The organism is Janthinobacterium sp. CG3 (genome assembly GCF_000344615.1).
GTDB lineage: Bacteria > Pseudomonadota > Gammaproteobacteria > Burkholderiales > Burkholderiaceae_D > Janthinobacterium.
Genome location: NZ_KB467824.1, coordinates 3,872,489 through 3,888,063, shown reverse-complemented (window position 1 = coordinate 3,888,063; position 15,575 = coordinate 3,872,489). Strand labels below are relative to the sequence as shown.

The window sequence follows — 15,575 nt, the reverse complement described above, 5'->3', positions numbered from 1 at the left end:
GCTGCGCGAGCGGGCATCATACGATTAAATCAACAAAAAACAAACGCGCGCCGGAACGGTGGGAAATGGCGGGCAATCGACGTTTCCTTATATGCAATAATGCGCCGTGCCCAAGGCCGGCCGGGCCGGCGCGCGCACGCCGGCCGGCGCGGCCGCGCTGTTGCCGATTAGCTACAAGCGGCGCGTTGCCAGCCGTTGCGCGCTCACGTACTATGGTTCCCATACCCGGCCGATCCCGGTGCGGCGTGGCCGCGCGGTGGCCGCAGCGACGTTTCGATGGTTTTTTCGGCCATGCCAGTGAGTTCCATGAACCAGACCCGCTCCATGCCGCCCGCCGTGCGCTCCATCGAGGACTGGCTGGGACCGCGTTTCCTGTCCCTGTTGATCCTCGGCGTTTGCCTGTGCTTCACCTATGGCGCCTGGCGCGGCGCCGAGGACGACGCCCAGCGCCAGGTGCAGGCCGAGTTCGACTCGCGCGTGCGCGAGCTGGTCAACCTGCTGGCCTCGCGCATGCAAACCTATCTCCAGGTGCTGTACGGCGCGCAGGGCCTGTTCGTCAGCTCGGACGTCGTCGACCGCGCCGAATTCCACGACTACCTGGCGGTGCAGCAGATCGACCTGCACTTCCCCGGTATCCAGGGCGTCGGTTTCATGCGCGTGGTGCCGCGCGAGCAGCGCGAGGCCCACATCGCGACGCTGCGGCGCGACGGCTTCCCCGACTACACCATCAAGCCGGCCGGCGCGCGCGCGCTGTACGCGCCCATCGTCTACCTCGAGCCTTTCAGCGGCAGCAACCTGCGCGCCTTCGGCTTCGACCCTTATTCCGAGCCGGTGCGGCGCGCCGCGCTGGAGCGCGCGCGCGATTCCGGCCAGGCGGCGATGACGGGGAAAATCAGCCTGGTGCAGGAAAACGACGGGCAGGACCGGGCCGGCTTCCTGATCGCCATGCCGCTCTACGACCCGCACCGCGCCCACGCCACGCTGGCGCAGCGGCGCGAGGCCATCCGCGGCTGGGTCTACGCGGCGTTCCGCATGGACGACCTGATGGCCGGCCTGGGCGGCGCCGGCGCGCTCGACATGGAAGTCTACGACGGCGACGCGGTCGGCGCCGGCCAGCGCATGCACGGCGGCGCGCCCGGCGCGGCCGCCGCGCTGGCGCGCCACAGCCGGCAAAGCATCGACGTCGCCGGCCGCCGCTGGAGCGTGCTGGTCGGCGCCGGGCCGGGCTTCGAGCGCGCCGCCGCCGCCAAGCCGCTGTTGCTGGCCTGGGCCGGCGCGCTGCTCGGCCTGGGGCTGGCGGCGCTGACGTGGTTGTTGGCGCGCAGCCGCGCCGGCGCCAAGGCGGCGCTGCACCGCGCCGGTTTGCTGGCGGCGCAATTGAAGCAGGGCCAGGCCAGCGTGCTGGCGATGGCCGAGACGGCGCAGCGCAGCCAGGCGGTGTTGCGCAGCATCCTCGACTCGACCGTCGACGGCATCCTGGTCGACGACCTGCAGGGGCGGGTGCTGAACTCGAACCGCCGCTTCCGCGAGCTGTGGCAGGTGGCCGACGCGCTCGACTGGCAGGCCGACGCCGCCGCGCTGTTCGCGCACATCGAGCGGCAGTTGCGCCAGGCGGCGGTGTTCGCCCGCGGCCGCGTCCAGGCGCCGCGGGACCACCGCGAGCGGCACGACCTGCTGCAGTTGCACGACGGCCGGGTGATCGAGCAGGTGGTGCGCAGCATGCAACTGGGGAGCGAGCAGGCGCGGCTGTGGTCCTTCCGCGACATCACCGAGCGCAGCCAGGTCGAGCAGCGCGAACGCACCCGCCGCCACGTACTGGAGCTGCTGGCCACCGGCGCCTCGCTGGCCAGCGTGCTCGAGGGCGTGGTGGTGGGGGTCGAGGCCGGCCACCCGGCCATGCTGTGCAGCATCGCGCTGCTCGACGGCGAGGGCCGCCAGGCGCTGCTGGGCGCCGCGCCCAGCCTGCCGGACTTCTTCAACGCCGCCATGCACGGCCAGCCGTTGGCGGCCGCGGCGGCCGGCGTCGCCGCCCTGCGCGGCCGCCGCGTCGTCGTCGCCGACATCGCCGTCCATCCGCTGTGGCAGGGCCAGCGCGAGCTGGCCGCGCGCGCCGGCGTGGCCGCGTGCTGGTCCGAGCCGGTCCGCGGCGGCTCGGGCGCTCTGCTGGGCGCGTTCACGGTGTACCACCGCCGCGCGCACCAGCCCAGCGCCGCCAACATCGCCCTGATCGAGGAGGCCGCGCACCTGGCCGGCATGGTCATCGAGCAGGCCCAGGCGGCGCTGGCGCTGCGCGCCGGCGAGGCGCGCTTTCGTAGCCTGTACGACAACGCCCCGGTCGCGCTGTGGGAGCAGGACTGGTCGGCGGTGCGCGCCGAGCTGGTGGCGCTGGAGCGGGCCGGCGTGGACGACCTGGCGGCCTACCTGCTGGGCCATCCGCAGCAGGTGGCGCGGCTGGCCGGGCTGGTGCGCATCCTCGACGTCAACGCCGCCGCGCTGGCGCAGGTGGGCGCCGACGGGCGCGCCGCCGCCGCCGCGCTGAGCCTGGCGCAAAACTTCGACGCGCCGGCGCTGCCGGCGTTCGCCCGCGCGCTGGCGGCGCTGGCGCAGGGCGCCCAGTTGTTCGCCTGCGAGGGCAGTTTCGTGCGCCTGGACGGGGTGGCGCGGCAAAACGAGCTGACCCTGTTGGTGATGCCGGGCCACGAGCGCAGCCTGGATTTCGTCATCGTCTCGACGCTCGACATCACCGAGCGCAAGCGCATGAACGACGAGTTGCTGGTGCTGGCCACCACCGACTTCCTGACCGGCCTGCCGAACCGGCGCCACTTCATGGCGCGCCTGGACCAGGAGCACGCGCGCCTGCGGCGCGAGATCGACAGCTGCGCGGCGGTGCTGATGTTGGACCTGGACCATTTCAAGACCATCAACGACGCCCACGGCCACGCGGTCGGCGACGCCGTGCTGCGCCACCTGGCCGCGCTGATGTTCGACGGCCACCGCAAGGTCGACACGCTGGGGCGGATCGGCGGCGAGGAGTTCGCGGTGCTGCTGCCGGGCACCGACCTGGCGGCGGCCGGCGTGTTCGCCGAGCGCCTGCGCCAGCGCGTGGCCGACACGCCGCTGGTGCTGGCGGACGCCCGCATCGCCGTCACGGTGAGCATCGGCGTCGCCGCCATGAGCCGCCTCGACACCGGCTACGACGCCGTGCTGGTGCGCGCCGACAAGGCGCTGTACCGCGCCAAGGGCGCCGGGCGCAACCGCGTCGAAACCGGCCTCGGCGCCGAGCGCGGCCCGCGCGCCTCGTAGCGAATATTTTTCCTTGCATTAAAAATATCACTGCCTATACTGAATCTCTCCACTTCCGATAGGAGGGCAAGATGGTTTTGAATGCACAGACAGGGGATCAATCGATATCCTCGGCAAACGGTTGCTTCCCGCGCCAGCGTAGCGCCGCAACGTACCACGCGGGGCCGAAAGGCGCGCCGCCGGCCATACCACCGATCATTATCACGCCGTATAGCTACCAGTCGCCGGCGCCGGCCATCGACCCGCGGCGTCCGCCGCCCAGTCCGCCGGTAGCGCCGCCGTCCAGGCCGTCGATGTCCTTCGAATACGCCTGAAGCAAGCCTGGTTTTCCGCCAGCGCCTCCGCGCCGGACTTGCCCTCGCATGGGGCAGGTCCCGCTGCGCGTGGCCGGCAAAAGCGGGCGCGGCCGGGCAATTTCGACTATCATGCTAGGCCCATCTTCCAGACATGAGCCACATCACATGAGTACCGACTCCCCCGACTTCCCCGAACCGGACGACGACGCCAAGATCCAGGAGCCGCGCCTGTGGGTCGGCAACGGCTGGACCGCGCGCGTGATCAAAAACGACGAGGACGAGGGGTGGGCAGTGGCGATGATCAAGGACGGCGAGCCGGAACCGGCGCTGGTCGGCCCCTGGACCATGGGGCGCGACAAGAAAAACCCCAAGCCGCTCGACGTCAACGCCTTCAACACCCTGGTCAAGACGGCCGCGGAAGTGTTGCGCCGGCACGAGCAGCAACTGCACGCGCAGTTGCACAAGAGCTTGTTCGTCAGCATGTCCGGCGGGCAAATCAAGGTCATGCTCGATATCGTGCCGGACGAGGAGCATCCGTACGCGATGCTGAGCGCCTACGACCAGGACGGCGAGGAGCTGGCCAAGGTGCGCACCTCGGCGGCGTTCAAGCTGAGCGCGACCAGCGCCGCCGCGTGGATCGAGAACGATTACCGCAAGCCGTAAACCAACACCAGGGGCGGCGCCGCGGGGTCGGACCCGAAGGTCCGGCCCCGCGGCGTTGCCGCGTCAGATATGCCGCGCCGCTGGCGCAGAGTCGCCCGCCCTTGCTTGCAGGCGCGCCGCCGCGCCGGCTTCCTCCTCCCTGCGGTAGGCGAGCCGGTACAGCAGCGGCAGCACCAGCAGCGTCAGCGCCGTCGACGACAGGATGCCGCCGATGACGACGGTGGCCAGCGGCCGCTGCACTTCGGCGCCGGTGCCGGTGGCGATCGCCATCGGCACGAAGCCCAGCGAGGCCACCAGCGCCGTCATCAACACCGGCCGCAGCCGCGTCAGCGCGCCTTCGACAATCGCTTCTTGCAGCGTGCGGCCCTCGTCGCGCAACTGGCGGATGAAGGCGAGCATCACCAGCCCGTTCAGCACCGCCACGCCGGACAGCGCGATGAAGCCGACCGCCGCCGAGATCGACATCGGAATGTCGCGCAGCCACAGCGCGACGATGCCGCCGGTGAGGGCGAACGGAATGCCGCTAAACACCAGCAAGCCGTCCTTGACCCTGCCGAACATGGCGAACAGCAAAATGAACACCAGCAGCAGCGCCAGCGGCACGACGATCCGCAGGCGCCGCGTGGCCGACTGCAATTGCTCGAACTGGCCGCCCCAGCTGGTCCAGTAGCCGGCCGGCACCTTCACCTGCGCCAGGATTTGCCGCTCGGCGTCGGCGACGAAGGAGCCGATGTCGCGCCCGCGCACGTTGGCGCTGACGACGACGCGGCGCTTGCCGTCTTCGCGGCTGATCTGGTTCGGCCCCGGCGCCAGTTCCAGGCTGGCCACCTCGGCCAACGGTATGAAGCTGGCGCGCCCGGCGCCCTTGGGCAGGGCGACCGGCAGGCGTTTCAACTGTTCCATGTCGTTGCGCAGGCCCTCCGGCAGGCGCACCACGATGTCGAAGCGGCGGTCGCCCTCGAACAGCGTGCCGGCGCGTTGGCCGCCGATCGCCGTGGCGACGGTGTTTTGCACGTCGGCGAGGTTCAGACCGTAGCGCGCGCTTTGCTCGCGGTCGATCTTCACCGTCAGCACCGGCAAGCCGCCGGTCTGCTCGACCTTGACCTCGGCGGCGCCGCCGACCTTGCCCAGCACCGCCGCGATCTGCGCGGCGGTGGCGTCGAGCACCGCCATGTCGTCGCCGAACAGCTTGACGGCGACGTCGCTGCGCACGCCCGAGATCAACTCGTTGAAGCGCAGCTGGATCGGTTGCGAGAACTCGTAGTTGTTGCCGGGCAGGCCGTTGGCGGTGGCCTCGACCTCGGCCAGCAGGCGCTCCCGGCTCTTGCCCGGCAGCGGCCACCGCGCGCGCGGCTTGAGCATAATGTAGCCGTCCGAGATATTCGGCGGCATCGGGTCGGAGGCGATTTCGGCGGTGCCGGTGCGGGCGAACACGCGCTCGATCTCGGGGTGGTTTTGCACCAGCGCGCGTTCCAGCTGGCGCTGCATGGCCAGCGATTGCGTCAAGCTGGTGCCGGGGATGCGCAGCGCCTGGATGGCGATGTCGCCCTCGTCCAGGCTGGGCACGAACTCGCTGCCCATGCGCGTCGCCAACAGGCCTGCCAGCAGCACCGCCACCGCCGCGAAGGCCAGCACCACCGGCGCGTTGCGCAGCGAGCCGTGCAGCGCCGGCCGGTAGCAGCGCTTGGCCGCGCGCATCAGCAACTGGTCCTTCTCGGCCACCTTGTCGCCGATGAACAGGGCCACCGCGGCCGGGATGAAGGTGATCGACAGCAGCATCGCGCCCAGCAGGGCGATCACCGCCGTCAGCGCCATCGGCGTGAACATGCGGCCCTCGACGCCGGTCAGCGCGAAGATCGGCAGGTACACCACCATGATGATCAGTTGGCCGTACAGCAGCGGCCGGCGGGCTTCCCGCGCCGCCGCGAACACCTCGTGAAAGCGTTCGTCGCGCGTCAGCGGGCGGCCGCGCGCGGCCTGCGCGTGGGCCAGCCGGCGCACGCAGTTTTCGACGATGACGACGGCGCCGTCGATGATGATGCCGAAGTCCAGCGCGCCCAGGCTCATCAGGTTGGCGCTGACGCGGTAGCCGACCATGCCGGTGAAGGTGAACAGCATCGCCAGCGGAATCACCATGGCGGCGATGACGGCGGCGCGGATGTTGCCGAGGAACAGAAACAGCACCGCGACGACCAGCACCGCGCCCTCCAGCAGGTTGTTCTTGACGGTGCCGATGGCCTTGTCGACCAGCACGGTGCGGTCGTACACGGTGACCGCGTGGACGCCCTCGGGCAGGCTGCGGTTGACCTCGACCATTTTGCGCTCGACCGCCTGCGACACGCTGCGGCTGTTTTCGCCGATCAGCATGAAGACCGTGCCGAGCACGACTTCGCGGCCGTTCTCGGTGGCCGCGCCGGTGCGCAGCTCGCGGCCGATGTCGACGTCGGCGACGTCGGCGACGCGGATCGCCACGCCCTCGACGTTGGCGACGACGATGTTGCGCAGGTCCTGCATCGAGGCGAGCTGGCCGGGCGCGCGGATCAGCAACTGCTCGCCGCGGCGCTCGATATAGCCGGCGCCGACGTTGCCGTTGTTGCGCTCCAGCGCCGCCACCACGTCGGCCAGGCCGAGGCCGTAGGAGGCCAGTTTTTCCGGCCAGGGCGCGACCTGGTATTCCTTGGCGTAGCCGCCGATGGAATTGATCTCGGTGACGCCGGCGACGTTGCGCAGTTGCGGCTTGATGATCCAGTCCTGGATTTCGCGCAGGTCGGTCGGCGTGTAGGGCGCGCCGTCGGCCTTCCTGGCGCCTTCCCTGGCCTCCACCGTCCACAGGTAGATTTCGCCCAGGCCGGTGGAGACCGGACCCATCGCCGGCGCGGTCCCGGCCGGCAGTTGCTGGCGCGCCTGTTGCAAGCGCTCGTTGATCATCTGGCGGGCGAAGTAGATGTCGGTGCCGTCCTTGAAGACCGCCGTCACCTGCGACAGGCCGTAGCGCGACAGCGAACGGGTGTGCTCCAGGTTCGGCAGGCCGGCCATCGCCGTCTCGACCGGGAAGGTGATGCGCTGCTCGGTCTCCAGCGGCGAGTAGCCGGGCGCCGCCGTGTTGATTTGCACCTGCACGTTGGTAATGTCCGGCACCGCGTCGATCGGCAGTTTTTGGTAGTTGTAGATGCCCAGCGCCGCCATCGCGGCGACGGCCAGCATGACCAGCCAGCGCTGGTCGATGGCAAAGCGTATCAGTCGTTCAAACATGGTGGCTCGCCTTCCGCGTCAATGTTCGTGGCCGGCGCTGGCTTTGCCCAGCTCCGACTTGAGGATGAAACTGCCGACGGCGGCGTAGCTGGCGCCGGCCGGCAAGCCCTTGACGATTTCGACCAGCTTGCCGTCGCCGCGGCCGAGCGTAACCGGGGTCGCCTGGAAGCCGCCGGCGACCTTGACGAAGACCGTCGGACGCTGTTCAACGGTTTGCACCGCGTCGGCGGCGACGGTGACGGCGGCGTCGCTGAAGCCGGAGGCCACCTCGACGCTGACGAACAGGCCGGGGCGCCAGGCCATCGCCGGATTGGCCATCGCCACGCGCGCCTTGGCGGTGCGGGTCTGTTCGCCGATCAGCGCGCCGACGTAGGTGATGCTGCCGTCGGCGCTGGCGTCGAAGGCGCTGGCCTTGACCTTGGCCCGGCCGCCGACGCGCACCGCGTTCAAATCCTTCGCCGGCACGGCGATTTCGGCCCACACGGTGGACAGGTCGGAGAGGACGAAGATGTTGGCGTCCTCCTTGACCGCCTCGCCCAGCGCGATGTGCTTTTCCAGCACCATGGCGTCGAACGGCGCGCGGATTTCATAGCGGTTCAGCGGGCCGGCGCCGGCGGCGTCGGCGCCCAGCGCGCTGAGCTTCTGGCCGGCGTTGCGCACGCCGATTTCCGCCTCCTGCATCGCCTGCCGGGCCTGCAGGTAATCCTGTTCGGCCGAGATTTTTTCCTGCCACAGCCGCTGTTCGCGCTCGTAGGTCGAGCGCGCCAGCGCCAGGCGCCTTTGCGCCGACAGCAATTCGCTGCGCTGCTCGGACAGGCCGGTGCTGGCGATGACGGCCAGCACCTGGCCCTTCTTGACCAACTGGCCGAGGTCGGCGCGCACGCCTTCGACGACGCCGGCCAGGCGCGGCACGACGTGGGCGGTGCGGTCTTCGTTGAAGCGGATTTCGCCGGCCAGCGCGACGCTGGTGCCGATGCGCCCGGGCGCGGCGGCGGCCACGCCGATGCCGGCGGCCTTGATTTGGGCGTCGCTCAGTTCGAGCTTGCCCTCTTCTTCGTGGTGCGCCGCGCCGGCCGACGCCGAGGCGGTGTCGGCGGCGGCGGGCGTGGCCGGGGCGGTGGCGCCCAGGATCAGGGCGGCCAGCAGCGCGCCGGCGCCGAGGATGGCGGCGATGGCGATGCCTTGTTTCTTGCTTGGTTTGATATCCATAGAGTGTTCCTTATTCGGCGGCGTGGGCCGGTTCGCCGAGGATGCGGTCGATCTCGGCGGCGGCTTTGTGCGCGTCGGCCAGCGCGCGCAGGTGTTGGGTGTTCGCTTGCAGCAGCGTGCGCTGGGCGTCGAGCACGTCGATGAAGGCGAACTTGCCGTATTCGAAGCCCTTGGCGGCGGCCTCGTAGGCGCTTTGCGCGCCGGGCAGGATGTCGCCGCGCAGCGCCTCGACTTGCTGGCGCGCGTCCTGCAGCGTCTGGCGCGCCGCGGCCAGTTCGGCGCCGCTGCGGATGCTGGCGGCGGCCAGTTCGTCGGCCGCCTTGTCGCCGCGGCGCAGCGCTTCGAGCACATTTCCCTGGTTGCCGTCGAACAGCGGCAGCGGCAGCGACAGGCCGAAGATGGCCTGGTTGCGGCCCAGTTCCGCCGAGCGCTTGACGCCGACGCTGACGCTCAGGTCCGGCGTGCGGCGGCTGCGCTCCAGCTGCGCCATCGCGGTGCGCTGGGCCAGCGCGCTGCGCGCCTTGAGCACGGCGGGGGCGTTGCCCAGGCGGCGCGCCAGGTCGGCCTCGTCGGGCAGGGCCGGCAAGGGTTCCAGCCGGCCCTCGGCCTGGCTGAAGGGCGGCGCCGGATTGCCCCACAGGGCGGCCAGGCGCTTGCGCGCGCCGGCCAGCGCGCCGCCGGCCAGGTTGGCGTCGAGCCGCGCGGCGGCTTCGGCGACGCGGGCGCGGGTTTGCTCGACCGGCGAGGCCTTGCCGGCGGCGACGCGGCGCGCGGCGATGTCGCCGGCGTGGCGCGCCAGCGCGGCGGCGCTGTCGGCCAGGCGCAGGCCTTCCTGCGCGGCCAGCACCTCGACGAAGGCGACGCTGACGGCGGCGCGGGTGGCGGCGCGTTGCGCCGCCAGGTCGTGGGCGGCGCCGTCCCGGCCGTGGCGCGCCGCGTCGATGCGGGCGCCGCGCTGGCCGCCCAGTTCCAGCGTCTGGTTGAGCTGGACGGTCGTGCTGCGGGTGGCGCGGCGGCTGTCTTCGACCAGGGTTTGCAGTTGCGGGTTGGGCAGCGCGCGCGCCTGTTGCGCGGCGCCGTCCAGCGCCGCCGCCTCGTGCCGGGCGGCGGACAGGTCGGGGTTGGCCCGCATGGCCAGGGCCAACGCGGCCGGCAAGGTCAGGGCGGCGGCCGCTTCGCCGGCGTTGCCGGCGGCGGCGCTGTACGTGTCGTGCGCGCCAGACGGCGTTGGCGTCGCGGCCGTTGCGGGCATGGCGAATACCGCCACGCTCAGTGGCAATAAAAATCGGTGCATCGAATTCTCCGGATAGTAGGGAAGGATTCGACGAGACCTCAGCTCGTTTCGCTAGAAAATGGCGTTAGCGCAGGTGTGGTGGCGGTCCCGTCGGCTAGGCGACGGAACGCCAGTCGGGCCGCTTGGGGCCGTCCGGGATGTGGGAGGCGTAGAAGAAGGGGCAGGGCGCGACGGCCAGCGAACCGGGGGCCAGCGCGGCCAGGCCGGACGTCACCGGAAAGCTGGCCTGGCCGATGCCGTGGCAGAAGTTGCAGTCGCTGTGCGGCTGGCCGGCGTCCTTCTTGGCCGGCGTCTGCTCCGACTTGGTCTGGTGCTCGTGGCCGTGGTGGCCCAGGTGCCGGGCGCTCTGGTCCTGTTCGTGCTGGCAATAGGCGCTCGCCGCGGCCCAGGACATCTGGAGCGGCAAGACCAACAGCAGCAGGATCAGGAAGAATTTTTTCATCAGGGGGCTATTTTAATCGATTGCGGACCGGCGCATGCGATGGGGCTGGCGCAGACTTCCCTGGTCCTGCTAGTATTTCCCATATGAATTAATTAATAAGGGAAGAATCGATGGAAAGCCGTCTCAGCCGCCTGGAAGCGGTGCAAAGCATGTTGTTGGAAATCGGGCAACGGTCGAGCACCTGCAGCGATATCAGCGAATTCCTGCAAGCCGTGCACGCGGCGCTGGGGCGCATCATGTACGCGGCCAATTTCTACGTGGCCCTGAGCGACCAGGAGGACGGCCTGGTGCGCTTCCCGTATTTCGTCGACGAGTTCGACCCGGCGCCGGACCCGCGCGCCGGCCACCGGCTGGCCACGCCGGAGCAGTCGCCGACGGCCTGGGTGATGTTGAACCGGCGCCGGCTGGTGATGACGGCCGAGCAGGAGTCGGCCAGGGAAATCGACGGCGCCAGTTGGGGCGGCGGTACCCCGGCCGAGCACTGGATGGGTTGTCCGCTGTTCGACCGGCAGCACCAGGTGCTGGGCGCCATCGTCATCCAGAGCTACGACACGCGGCATACCTTTTCCGAGGAAGACCAGGCGCTGTTCGAGCTGATCGCCAGCCACGTTTCCAGCGCCTTGCAGGGCATGCAGAGCGTCGACCGGCTCGAGCGCGCGGTGCAGGAGCGCACCGCCTCGCTGGCGCACGAGGTGGCCGAGCGGCGCCGCGCCGAGGCGCTGCAGCACGCGCTGTACGAGATCGCCAACCTGTCGGCGTCGGCCTGGGACGCCGATAAGATGTACGTGCAACTGCACCGTATCATCAGCGGCCTGGTGAGCGCGAAAAACTTCCTGATCGCGCTGTACCACCCGGAGGGCAAGGACATCAGCATTCCGTATTTCGTCGATGAAAAGGACCTGCAGGCGCCGGTCAAGCGCTTCCGCTACGGCATCGGCATGAGTTCCTATGTACTCGAGCGCAAGCAAGCCTGCCTGCTCGACGCCGGCGCCTACGCGGCGCTGGCGGCCGGCGGCCAGATCGACGAGCCGCTGGGCGACGTCAACATCGCCAGTTGGATGGGCGCGCCGATGCTGCTGGGCGAGCAAGCCTACGGCGTGATCATCGTGCAAAGCTACGACCAGTCGGTGCTTTACAGCCAGGCCGACCTGGACATCCTGGCGTTCATGGCCAGCCACGTGGCGGTGGCGATCGCGCGCATGCAGGCGGAGCGCGCGATACGCCGCGCCAAGGACACGCTGGAGGAGCAGAACGCGGCGCTGAACGACGCGCTGACGGCGCTGCGCGAGGCGCAGTCGGAGCTGGTGCGGCAGGAAAAGCTGGCCTCGCTGGGCCGCCTGGTGGCCGGCGTGGCGCACGAGATCAATACGCCGCTGGGCATTTGCGTGACGGCCACCAGCCACCTGGTGCAGGAGTTGAAGCTGACCCGGGAGGAGATGGCGGCGGGCGAGTTGAACGAGGACGGCCTGAACCAGTTCTTCGACATCATCGACCAGACGCTGCGCATCATGACCACCAACACGCAGCGCGCGGCGGCGCTGGTGCGCAGCTTCAAGCAGGTGGCGGTGGACCAGTCGTCGGACAATATCCGCCATTTCAACCTGAACAATTACCTGGGCGAGGTGCTGTTGTCGCTGCAACCTAAGTTAAAGGGCAAGCCGATCGAGGTCGTGGTCGACTGCCCGGCGGATATGGAGCTCGACAGCTTCCCCGGCGCGGTGTCGCAGATCGTCACCAATATGGTGGTCAACTCGCTGGTGCACGGCTTCCCGCAGGACATGCCCGGGACCATCCGCATCGCCGCGCGCTACGACGGCGACTGCGTGCGGCTCGACTACGGCGACGACGGCGCCGGCATGGACGCGGCCACGCTGGGCCAGTTGTTCGACCCCTTCTTTACCACCAAGCGCGGCTCCGGCGGCAGCGGCCTGGGCGCGCACATCCTGTACAACCTGGTGACGGGCGCGCTGGGCGGCAGCGTCAAGGCCGACAGCGCGCCGGGCCGCGGGCTGCAATACCAGCTGCGCTTCCCGCGTTCGCGCCGCTAGAAAAACGCCGGCCCCAAGGCGTCGGCGGGAGGCGTAATCCGACGCCAGTCGGGTTACGCCGCCGGCTAACCCGACCCACGAAAACCCTGAACTTAGCGGTGCGGCGCTACCGGCTCAGTCGGGGAAGCGCTCGTTGATCGCCAGCGCCTTGTCGATGTTCTGGATCAGCAGCTCGACGTAGACCGGGTCGAGGTGGTGGCCGCTCACTTCGCGCAGGTGGTCGACGACCTCGCCGACCGGCCAGGCGTCCTTGTAGCAGCGCTTGTGCATCAGCGCGTCGAACACGTCGGCCACCGCGACAATGCGCGCGTACAGGTGGATGGCATAGCCGGCCAGGCCCTGAGGGTAGCCGCTGCCGTCGAATTTTTCGTGGTGCTGGTGGGCGATCACGGCCGCCGCCTTCAAGATCGGCCGCTGCGAGCCGTCCAGGATCGACAGGCCGACCGCCGGGTGCTGCTTCATGATTTCCCATTCCGCCGCGTCGAGCTTGCCCGGCTTGAGCAGCACCGCGTCGGGCGTGGCGATCTTGCCGATGTCGTGCATCGGCGCCGCGTGGCGCAGCACCATCGTCTCTTCCTCCGGCATGCCGGACGCCTGCGCCAGCAAGTGGCAGACCTCGGACATGCGCCGCACGTGGTTGCCGGCCTCGTTCGAGCGCGATTCGACGACGTCGCCCAGGCGCAAAATCAATTCGGCCTGGGTGTCGGTGATTTCCTGGGTCAGCAGGATGTTGTCGAAGGCGATCGCGACGCCGGAACAAAACACTTCCAGCAGCTTGGCGTCGATTTCGGAGATTTCCTCGACGCCCTTCAAGACCAGCAGCGAGGCCTTGCCGCTGCTGTTGGGGAAGTAGCCGACGTAGGTGTCGCCGTGCAGGCGCGAAATCTTGTTGCTCTTGGCGTCGTCGAGTTGCGCCAGCAGCTCCGGGCTCAACATGGCGCCGTCCTCGGGCTCGCCGATGCGCGCCAGCACCTCGTAGTCTTGCTCGCCGCTGATGGCGCTGGCGCCGCGCAGGCGTAGCAGCATGCTCGTCTCCAGGCGCAGCAGGGCCACCACTTGCTGCAGCAGGCCGCTGGCGAAGTCGCGCAGGTTGCGTTGCTGGAAGATGTGGGCCGAGGCGGCGATCACCCGTTCCAGGCCCTCGCGGTAGTTGAGCTGGGCCAGGCGGGCTTCCTCGACCTTCATGATGTCGCGGTAGGCGCGCAGCGCGGCGAAGGTGGTGGTGAACAGCTTAGTGCGGTCGAGTTCGGTCTTTTCCTTGTAGTCGTTGATGTCGTAGTTGACGATCACGCGCTCCTCCGGCGCCTGGCCCGGCTGGCCGGTGCGCAGCACGATGCGGGTGAACTGGTTGTCCAGTTCCTCGCGCATCCAGCGCGCCACTTCCAGGCCGCTGTCCTCTTTTTCCATGACGACGTCGAGGAACACCAGCGCGATGTCGCTCTCGCGCGCCAACACTTCCTTGGCCTCGGCGCCGCTATAGGCGTGTACAAAACTCAGGCTGCGCCCGTCCAGTCGGAAGCGGGTGAGGGTGAGCTTGGTGATGTCATGGATGTCGGGTTCATCATCGACCAGCAAAATTTTCCACGGCGCTAACTTGGGCGTTGCTGAAGACAAAAAGGACATAGGGCGAGTTCCGCAAAAAGGCACAACTAACGCAATGCTAACGACGCGGCCGGCGCGGTGTTTACCCGGCGAAGCCGCAGCGGCGCTGCGCGGGTTCAGGGCGCATGTAATCGATTGTAGACTGACATCAAACTATTAACAACAAGCAATACAACCTGCGTGAGGCAACAGGGCAACACGCGGGGCGCGGGCCGGCTGACGAAAAAAAACTGCCGAATTGCAATAAATAACCAGTGGTGGCCGTATTTATTCGTGTTTAATAGTAAATATCCGTGCATACGAAACAATACTTTGTTTTTGTTAATGTTTGTAACTTTTGGGAAAAATATTTTGCTTGTCGATCATATGCCAGAGGCGACAGACGTAACAAAATATTGCTTATGCTGCCAAGGGACGGGGAAAGGCCTATAGTCGCTTGACGGTCGGCGTTGGCCTGTGCCGCCGCTTCCATTGGAAAGGATAGATCATGCGCGTATTTTCTCGAACCATGCTGGCGGCGTGCGCGCTGGCGCTCAGCGGCGGCACTTGGGCGGCCGTGAGTGTCAGCTACACCCAGCCGGAAAAATTCTCCGACCTGCCGTTCTCGATAGCGGAGCGCGAGCGGATTCTCAAGGAGTTGAGCGCGCATTTCCTTATTCTGGGCAAGAGCTTGCCGGCCGGCCAGAACCTGAACGTCGAGGTCCGCGACATCGACTTGGCGGGCAGGGAAGAGCGGACCGGCCGGACCGCCGACGAGATCCGGGTGTTGCGCGGCGGCGCCGATTGGCCGCGCATCAGCTTGCGTTATACGCTGGAGTCGAACGGTCAGGTACTGGACAGCGGCGAGGCGAAGTTGTCCGACATGGCGTATATGAACAAGCTCAACCGCTATGCGTCGGGCGACCGCTTGCGCTATGAAAAGCGCATGATCGACGACTGGTTCGCCAAGCAGTTCAAGGCCGCGCCGCGTGGCTAGCGCTGCCGGCGCCGCGCGCGGCGCCTCAGTCCATCCAGTTCACCTGCGGGAACTTGGCGCGGAACTCGTCCGGCATCGGCACCACCTGGCTGGTCTTGTAGTTGAAAAACACGAAGCCCGACTTGGCCATCGCGATCAAGGCCTGGTCGCGCGGACGGCTGACGCGGAAGGTGATGTCGCCGCCGTATTTGTTAAAGTCCATCACGCCCACCTCGAACAGCAACTGGTCGCGCGCGTGCGCCTCCGCCTTGTAGGTGGTGGCCAGGTCGGTGACGATGATGCCGGTGCCGTCGATCTCGGTTTCGCGCACGCCCAATTCAAACAGGAAACGCGCGCGCGCCTCCGATATCATCGAAATCATCGAATCGTTGCCGAGGTGGTTGGCGCCATTGATGTCGGTCACCCGCACCGTCAGTTGCGACGAATAACAATATTGATCTTCGGGAAATTCAAGTTGTAAACGGGCCATGTTGTCCTCGTGAGCGTGGGC

General features: G+C 68.3%; 10 protein-coding genes. 4 read left to right on the top strand and 6 right to left on the bottom strand.

The window, feature by feature from the left end; genetic code table 11:
* Window positions 1–306 precede the first annotated feature (306 nt).
* Together JANGC3_RS0117150 and JANGC3_RS0117140 are read left to right on the top strand one after the other, a co-directional pair.
* Window positions 307–3,303, top strand: a complete 2,997-nt coding sequence (locus tag JANGC3_RS0117150) for a sensor domain-containing diguanylate cyclase (RefSeq protein WP_017877720.1) — start codon at window positions 307–309, stop codon at window positions 3,301–3,303.
* A gap of 461 nt (window positions 3,304–3,764) precedes the next feature.
* Window positions 3,765–4,262 (top strand): hypothetical protein, encoded by a 498-nt coding sequence (locus JANGC3_RS0117140; protein ID WP_017877718.1) that lies wholly within the window; start codon window positions 3,765–3,767, stop codon window positions 4,260–4,262.
* 63 nt (window positions 4,263–4,325) lie between these two features.
* Here the strand turns inward: JANGC3_RS0117140 and JANGC3_RS0117135 are convergent, their stop codons facing one another.
* The 4 genes from JANGC3_RS0117135 to czcI all read right to left on the bottom strand — a co-directional run bounded on the left by JANGC3_RS0117135 (window position 4,326) and on the right by czcI (window position 10,459).
* Window positions 4,326–7,514 (bottom strand): CusA/CzcA family heavy metal efflux RND transporter, encoded by a 3,189-nt coding sequence (locus JANGC3_RS0117135; protein ID WP_017877717.1) that lies wholly within the window; start codon window positions 7,512–7,514, stop codon window positions 4,326–4,328.
* Window positions 7,515–7,532: 18 nt separating this feature from the next.
* Entirely contained in the window at window positions 7,533–8,723 is a 1,191-nt protein-coding gene (locus JANGC3_RS0117130) for an efflux RND transporter periplasmic adaptor subunit (RefSeq protein WP_017877716.1), read from the bottom strand.
* A 10-nt stretch (window positions 8,724–8,733) separates the two neighbouring features.
* Window positions 8,734–10,017, bottom strand: coding sequence for a TolC family protein (locus tag JANGC3_RS0117125; RefSeq protein WP_026133109.1), 1,284 nt, complete (start codon window positions 10,015–10,017; stop codon window positions 8,734–8,736).
* 94 nt (window positions 10,018–10,111) lie between these two features.
* Window positions 10,112–10,459 carry a cation efflux protein, CzcI family gene (gene czcI / locus JANGC3_RS0117120; protein WP_017877714.1) on the bottom strand — a complete coding sequence of 116 codons (348 nt, stop codon included), beginning with the start codon at window positions 10,457–10,459 and terminating at the stop codon, window positions 10,112–10,114.
* A gap of 110 nt (window positions 10,460–10,569) precedes the next feature.
* Between czcI and JANGC3_RS0117115 the strand changes: the two genes are divergently transcribed.
* Window positions 10,570–12,507: a GAF domain-containing sensor histidine kinase gene (locus JANGC3_RS0117115; RefSeq protein WP_017877713.1), complete on the top strand. Its 1,938-nt coding sequence runs from the start codon at window positions 10,570–10,572 to the stop codon at window positions 12,505–12,507.
* Window positions 12,508–12,621: 114 nt separating this feature from the next.
* Here the strand turns inward: JANGC3_RS0117115 and JANGC3_RS0117110 are convergent, their stop codons facing one another.
* On the bottom strand, window positions 12,622–14,130 hold the full coding sequence (locus tag JANGC3_RS0117110; RefSeq protein ID WP_026133108.1) for a DUF3369 domain-containing protein: 1,509 nt from the start codon (window positions 14,128–14,130) through the stop codon (window positions 12,622–12,624).
* A gap of 466 nt (window positions 14,131–14,596) precedes the next feature.
* On the opposite strand from JANGC3_RS0117110, the gene JANGC3_RS0117105 reads away from it, so the two are divergent.
* Entirely contained in the window at window positions 14,597–15,085 is a 489-nt protein-coding gene (locus JANGC3_RS0117105) for a DUF3016 domain-containing protein (protein WP_051068322.1), read from the top strand.
* A gap of 25 nt (window positions 15,086–15,110) precedes the next feature.
* Here the strand turns inward: JANGC3_RS0117105 and JANGC3_RS0117100 are convergent, their stop codons facing one another.
* The gene (locus tag JANGC3_RS0117100; protein ID WP_026133107.1) at window positions 15,111–15,554 is read right to left on the bottom strand and encodes a thioesterase family protein; all 444 of its coding nucleotides are present in this window, start codon (window positions 15,552–15,554) and stop codon (window positions 15,111–15,113) included.
* Window positions 15,555–15,575 lie beyond the last annotated feature (21 nt).

Bases quoted from the DNA above. Each gene is read 5' to 3' on its own strand.
- JANGC3_RS0117150 (WP_017877720.1), top strand. From the start codon at position 307: ATGAACCAGACCCGCTCCATGCCGCCCGCCGTGCGCTCCATCGAGGAC.
- JANGC3_RS0117140 (WP_017877718.1), top strand. From the start codon at position 3,765: ATGAGTACCGACTCCCCCGACTTCCCCGAACCGGACGACGACGCCAAG.
- JANGC3_RS0117135 (WP_017877717.1), bottom strand. From the start codon at position 7,514: ATGTTTGAACGACTGATACGCTTTGCCATCGACCAGCGCTGGCTGGTC.
- JANGC3_RS0117130 (WP_017877716.1), bottom strand. From the start codon at position 8,723: ATGGATATCAAACCAAGCAAGAAACAAGGCATCGCCATCGCCGCCATC.
- JANGC3_RS0117125 (WP_026133109.1), bottom strand. From the start codon at position 10,017: ATGCACCGATTTTTATTGCCACTGAGCGTGGCGGTATTCGCCATGCCC.
- czcI (WP_017877714.1), bottom strand. From the start codon at position 10,459: ATGAAAAAATTCTTCCTGATCCTGCTGCTGTTGGTCTTGCCGCTCCAG.
- JANGC3_RS0117115 (WP_017877713.1), top strand. From the start codon at position 10,570: ATGGAAAGCCGTCTCAGCCGCCTGGAAGCGGTGCAAAGCATGTTGTTG.
- JANGC3_RS0117110 (WP_026133108.1), bottom strand. From the start codon at position 14,130: ATGTCCTTTTTGTCTTCAGCAACGCCCAAGTTAGCGCCGTGGAAAATT.
- JANGC3_RS0117105 (WP_051068322.1), top strand. From the start codon at position 14,597: ATGCGCGTATTTTCTCGAACCATGCTGGCGGCGTGCGCGCTGGCGCTC.
- JANGC3_RS0117100 (WP_026133107.1), bottom strand. From the start codon at position 15,554: ATGGCCCGTTTACAACTTGAATTTCCCGAAGATCAATATTGTTATTCG.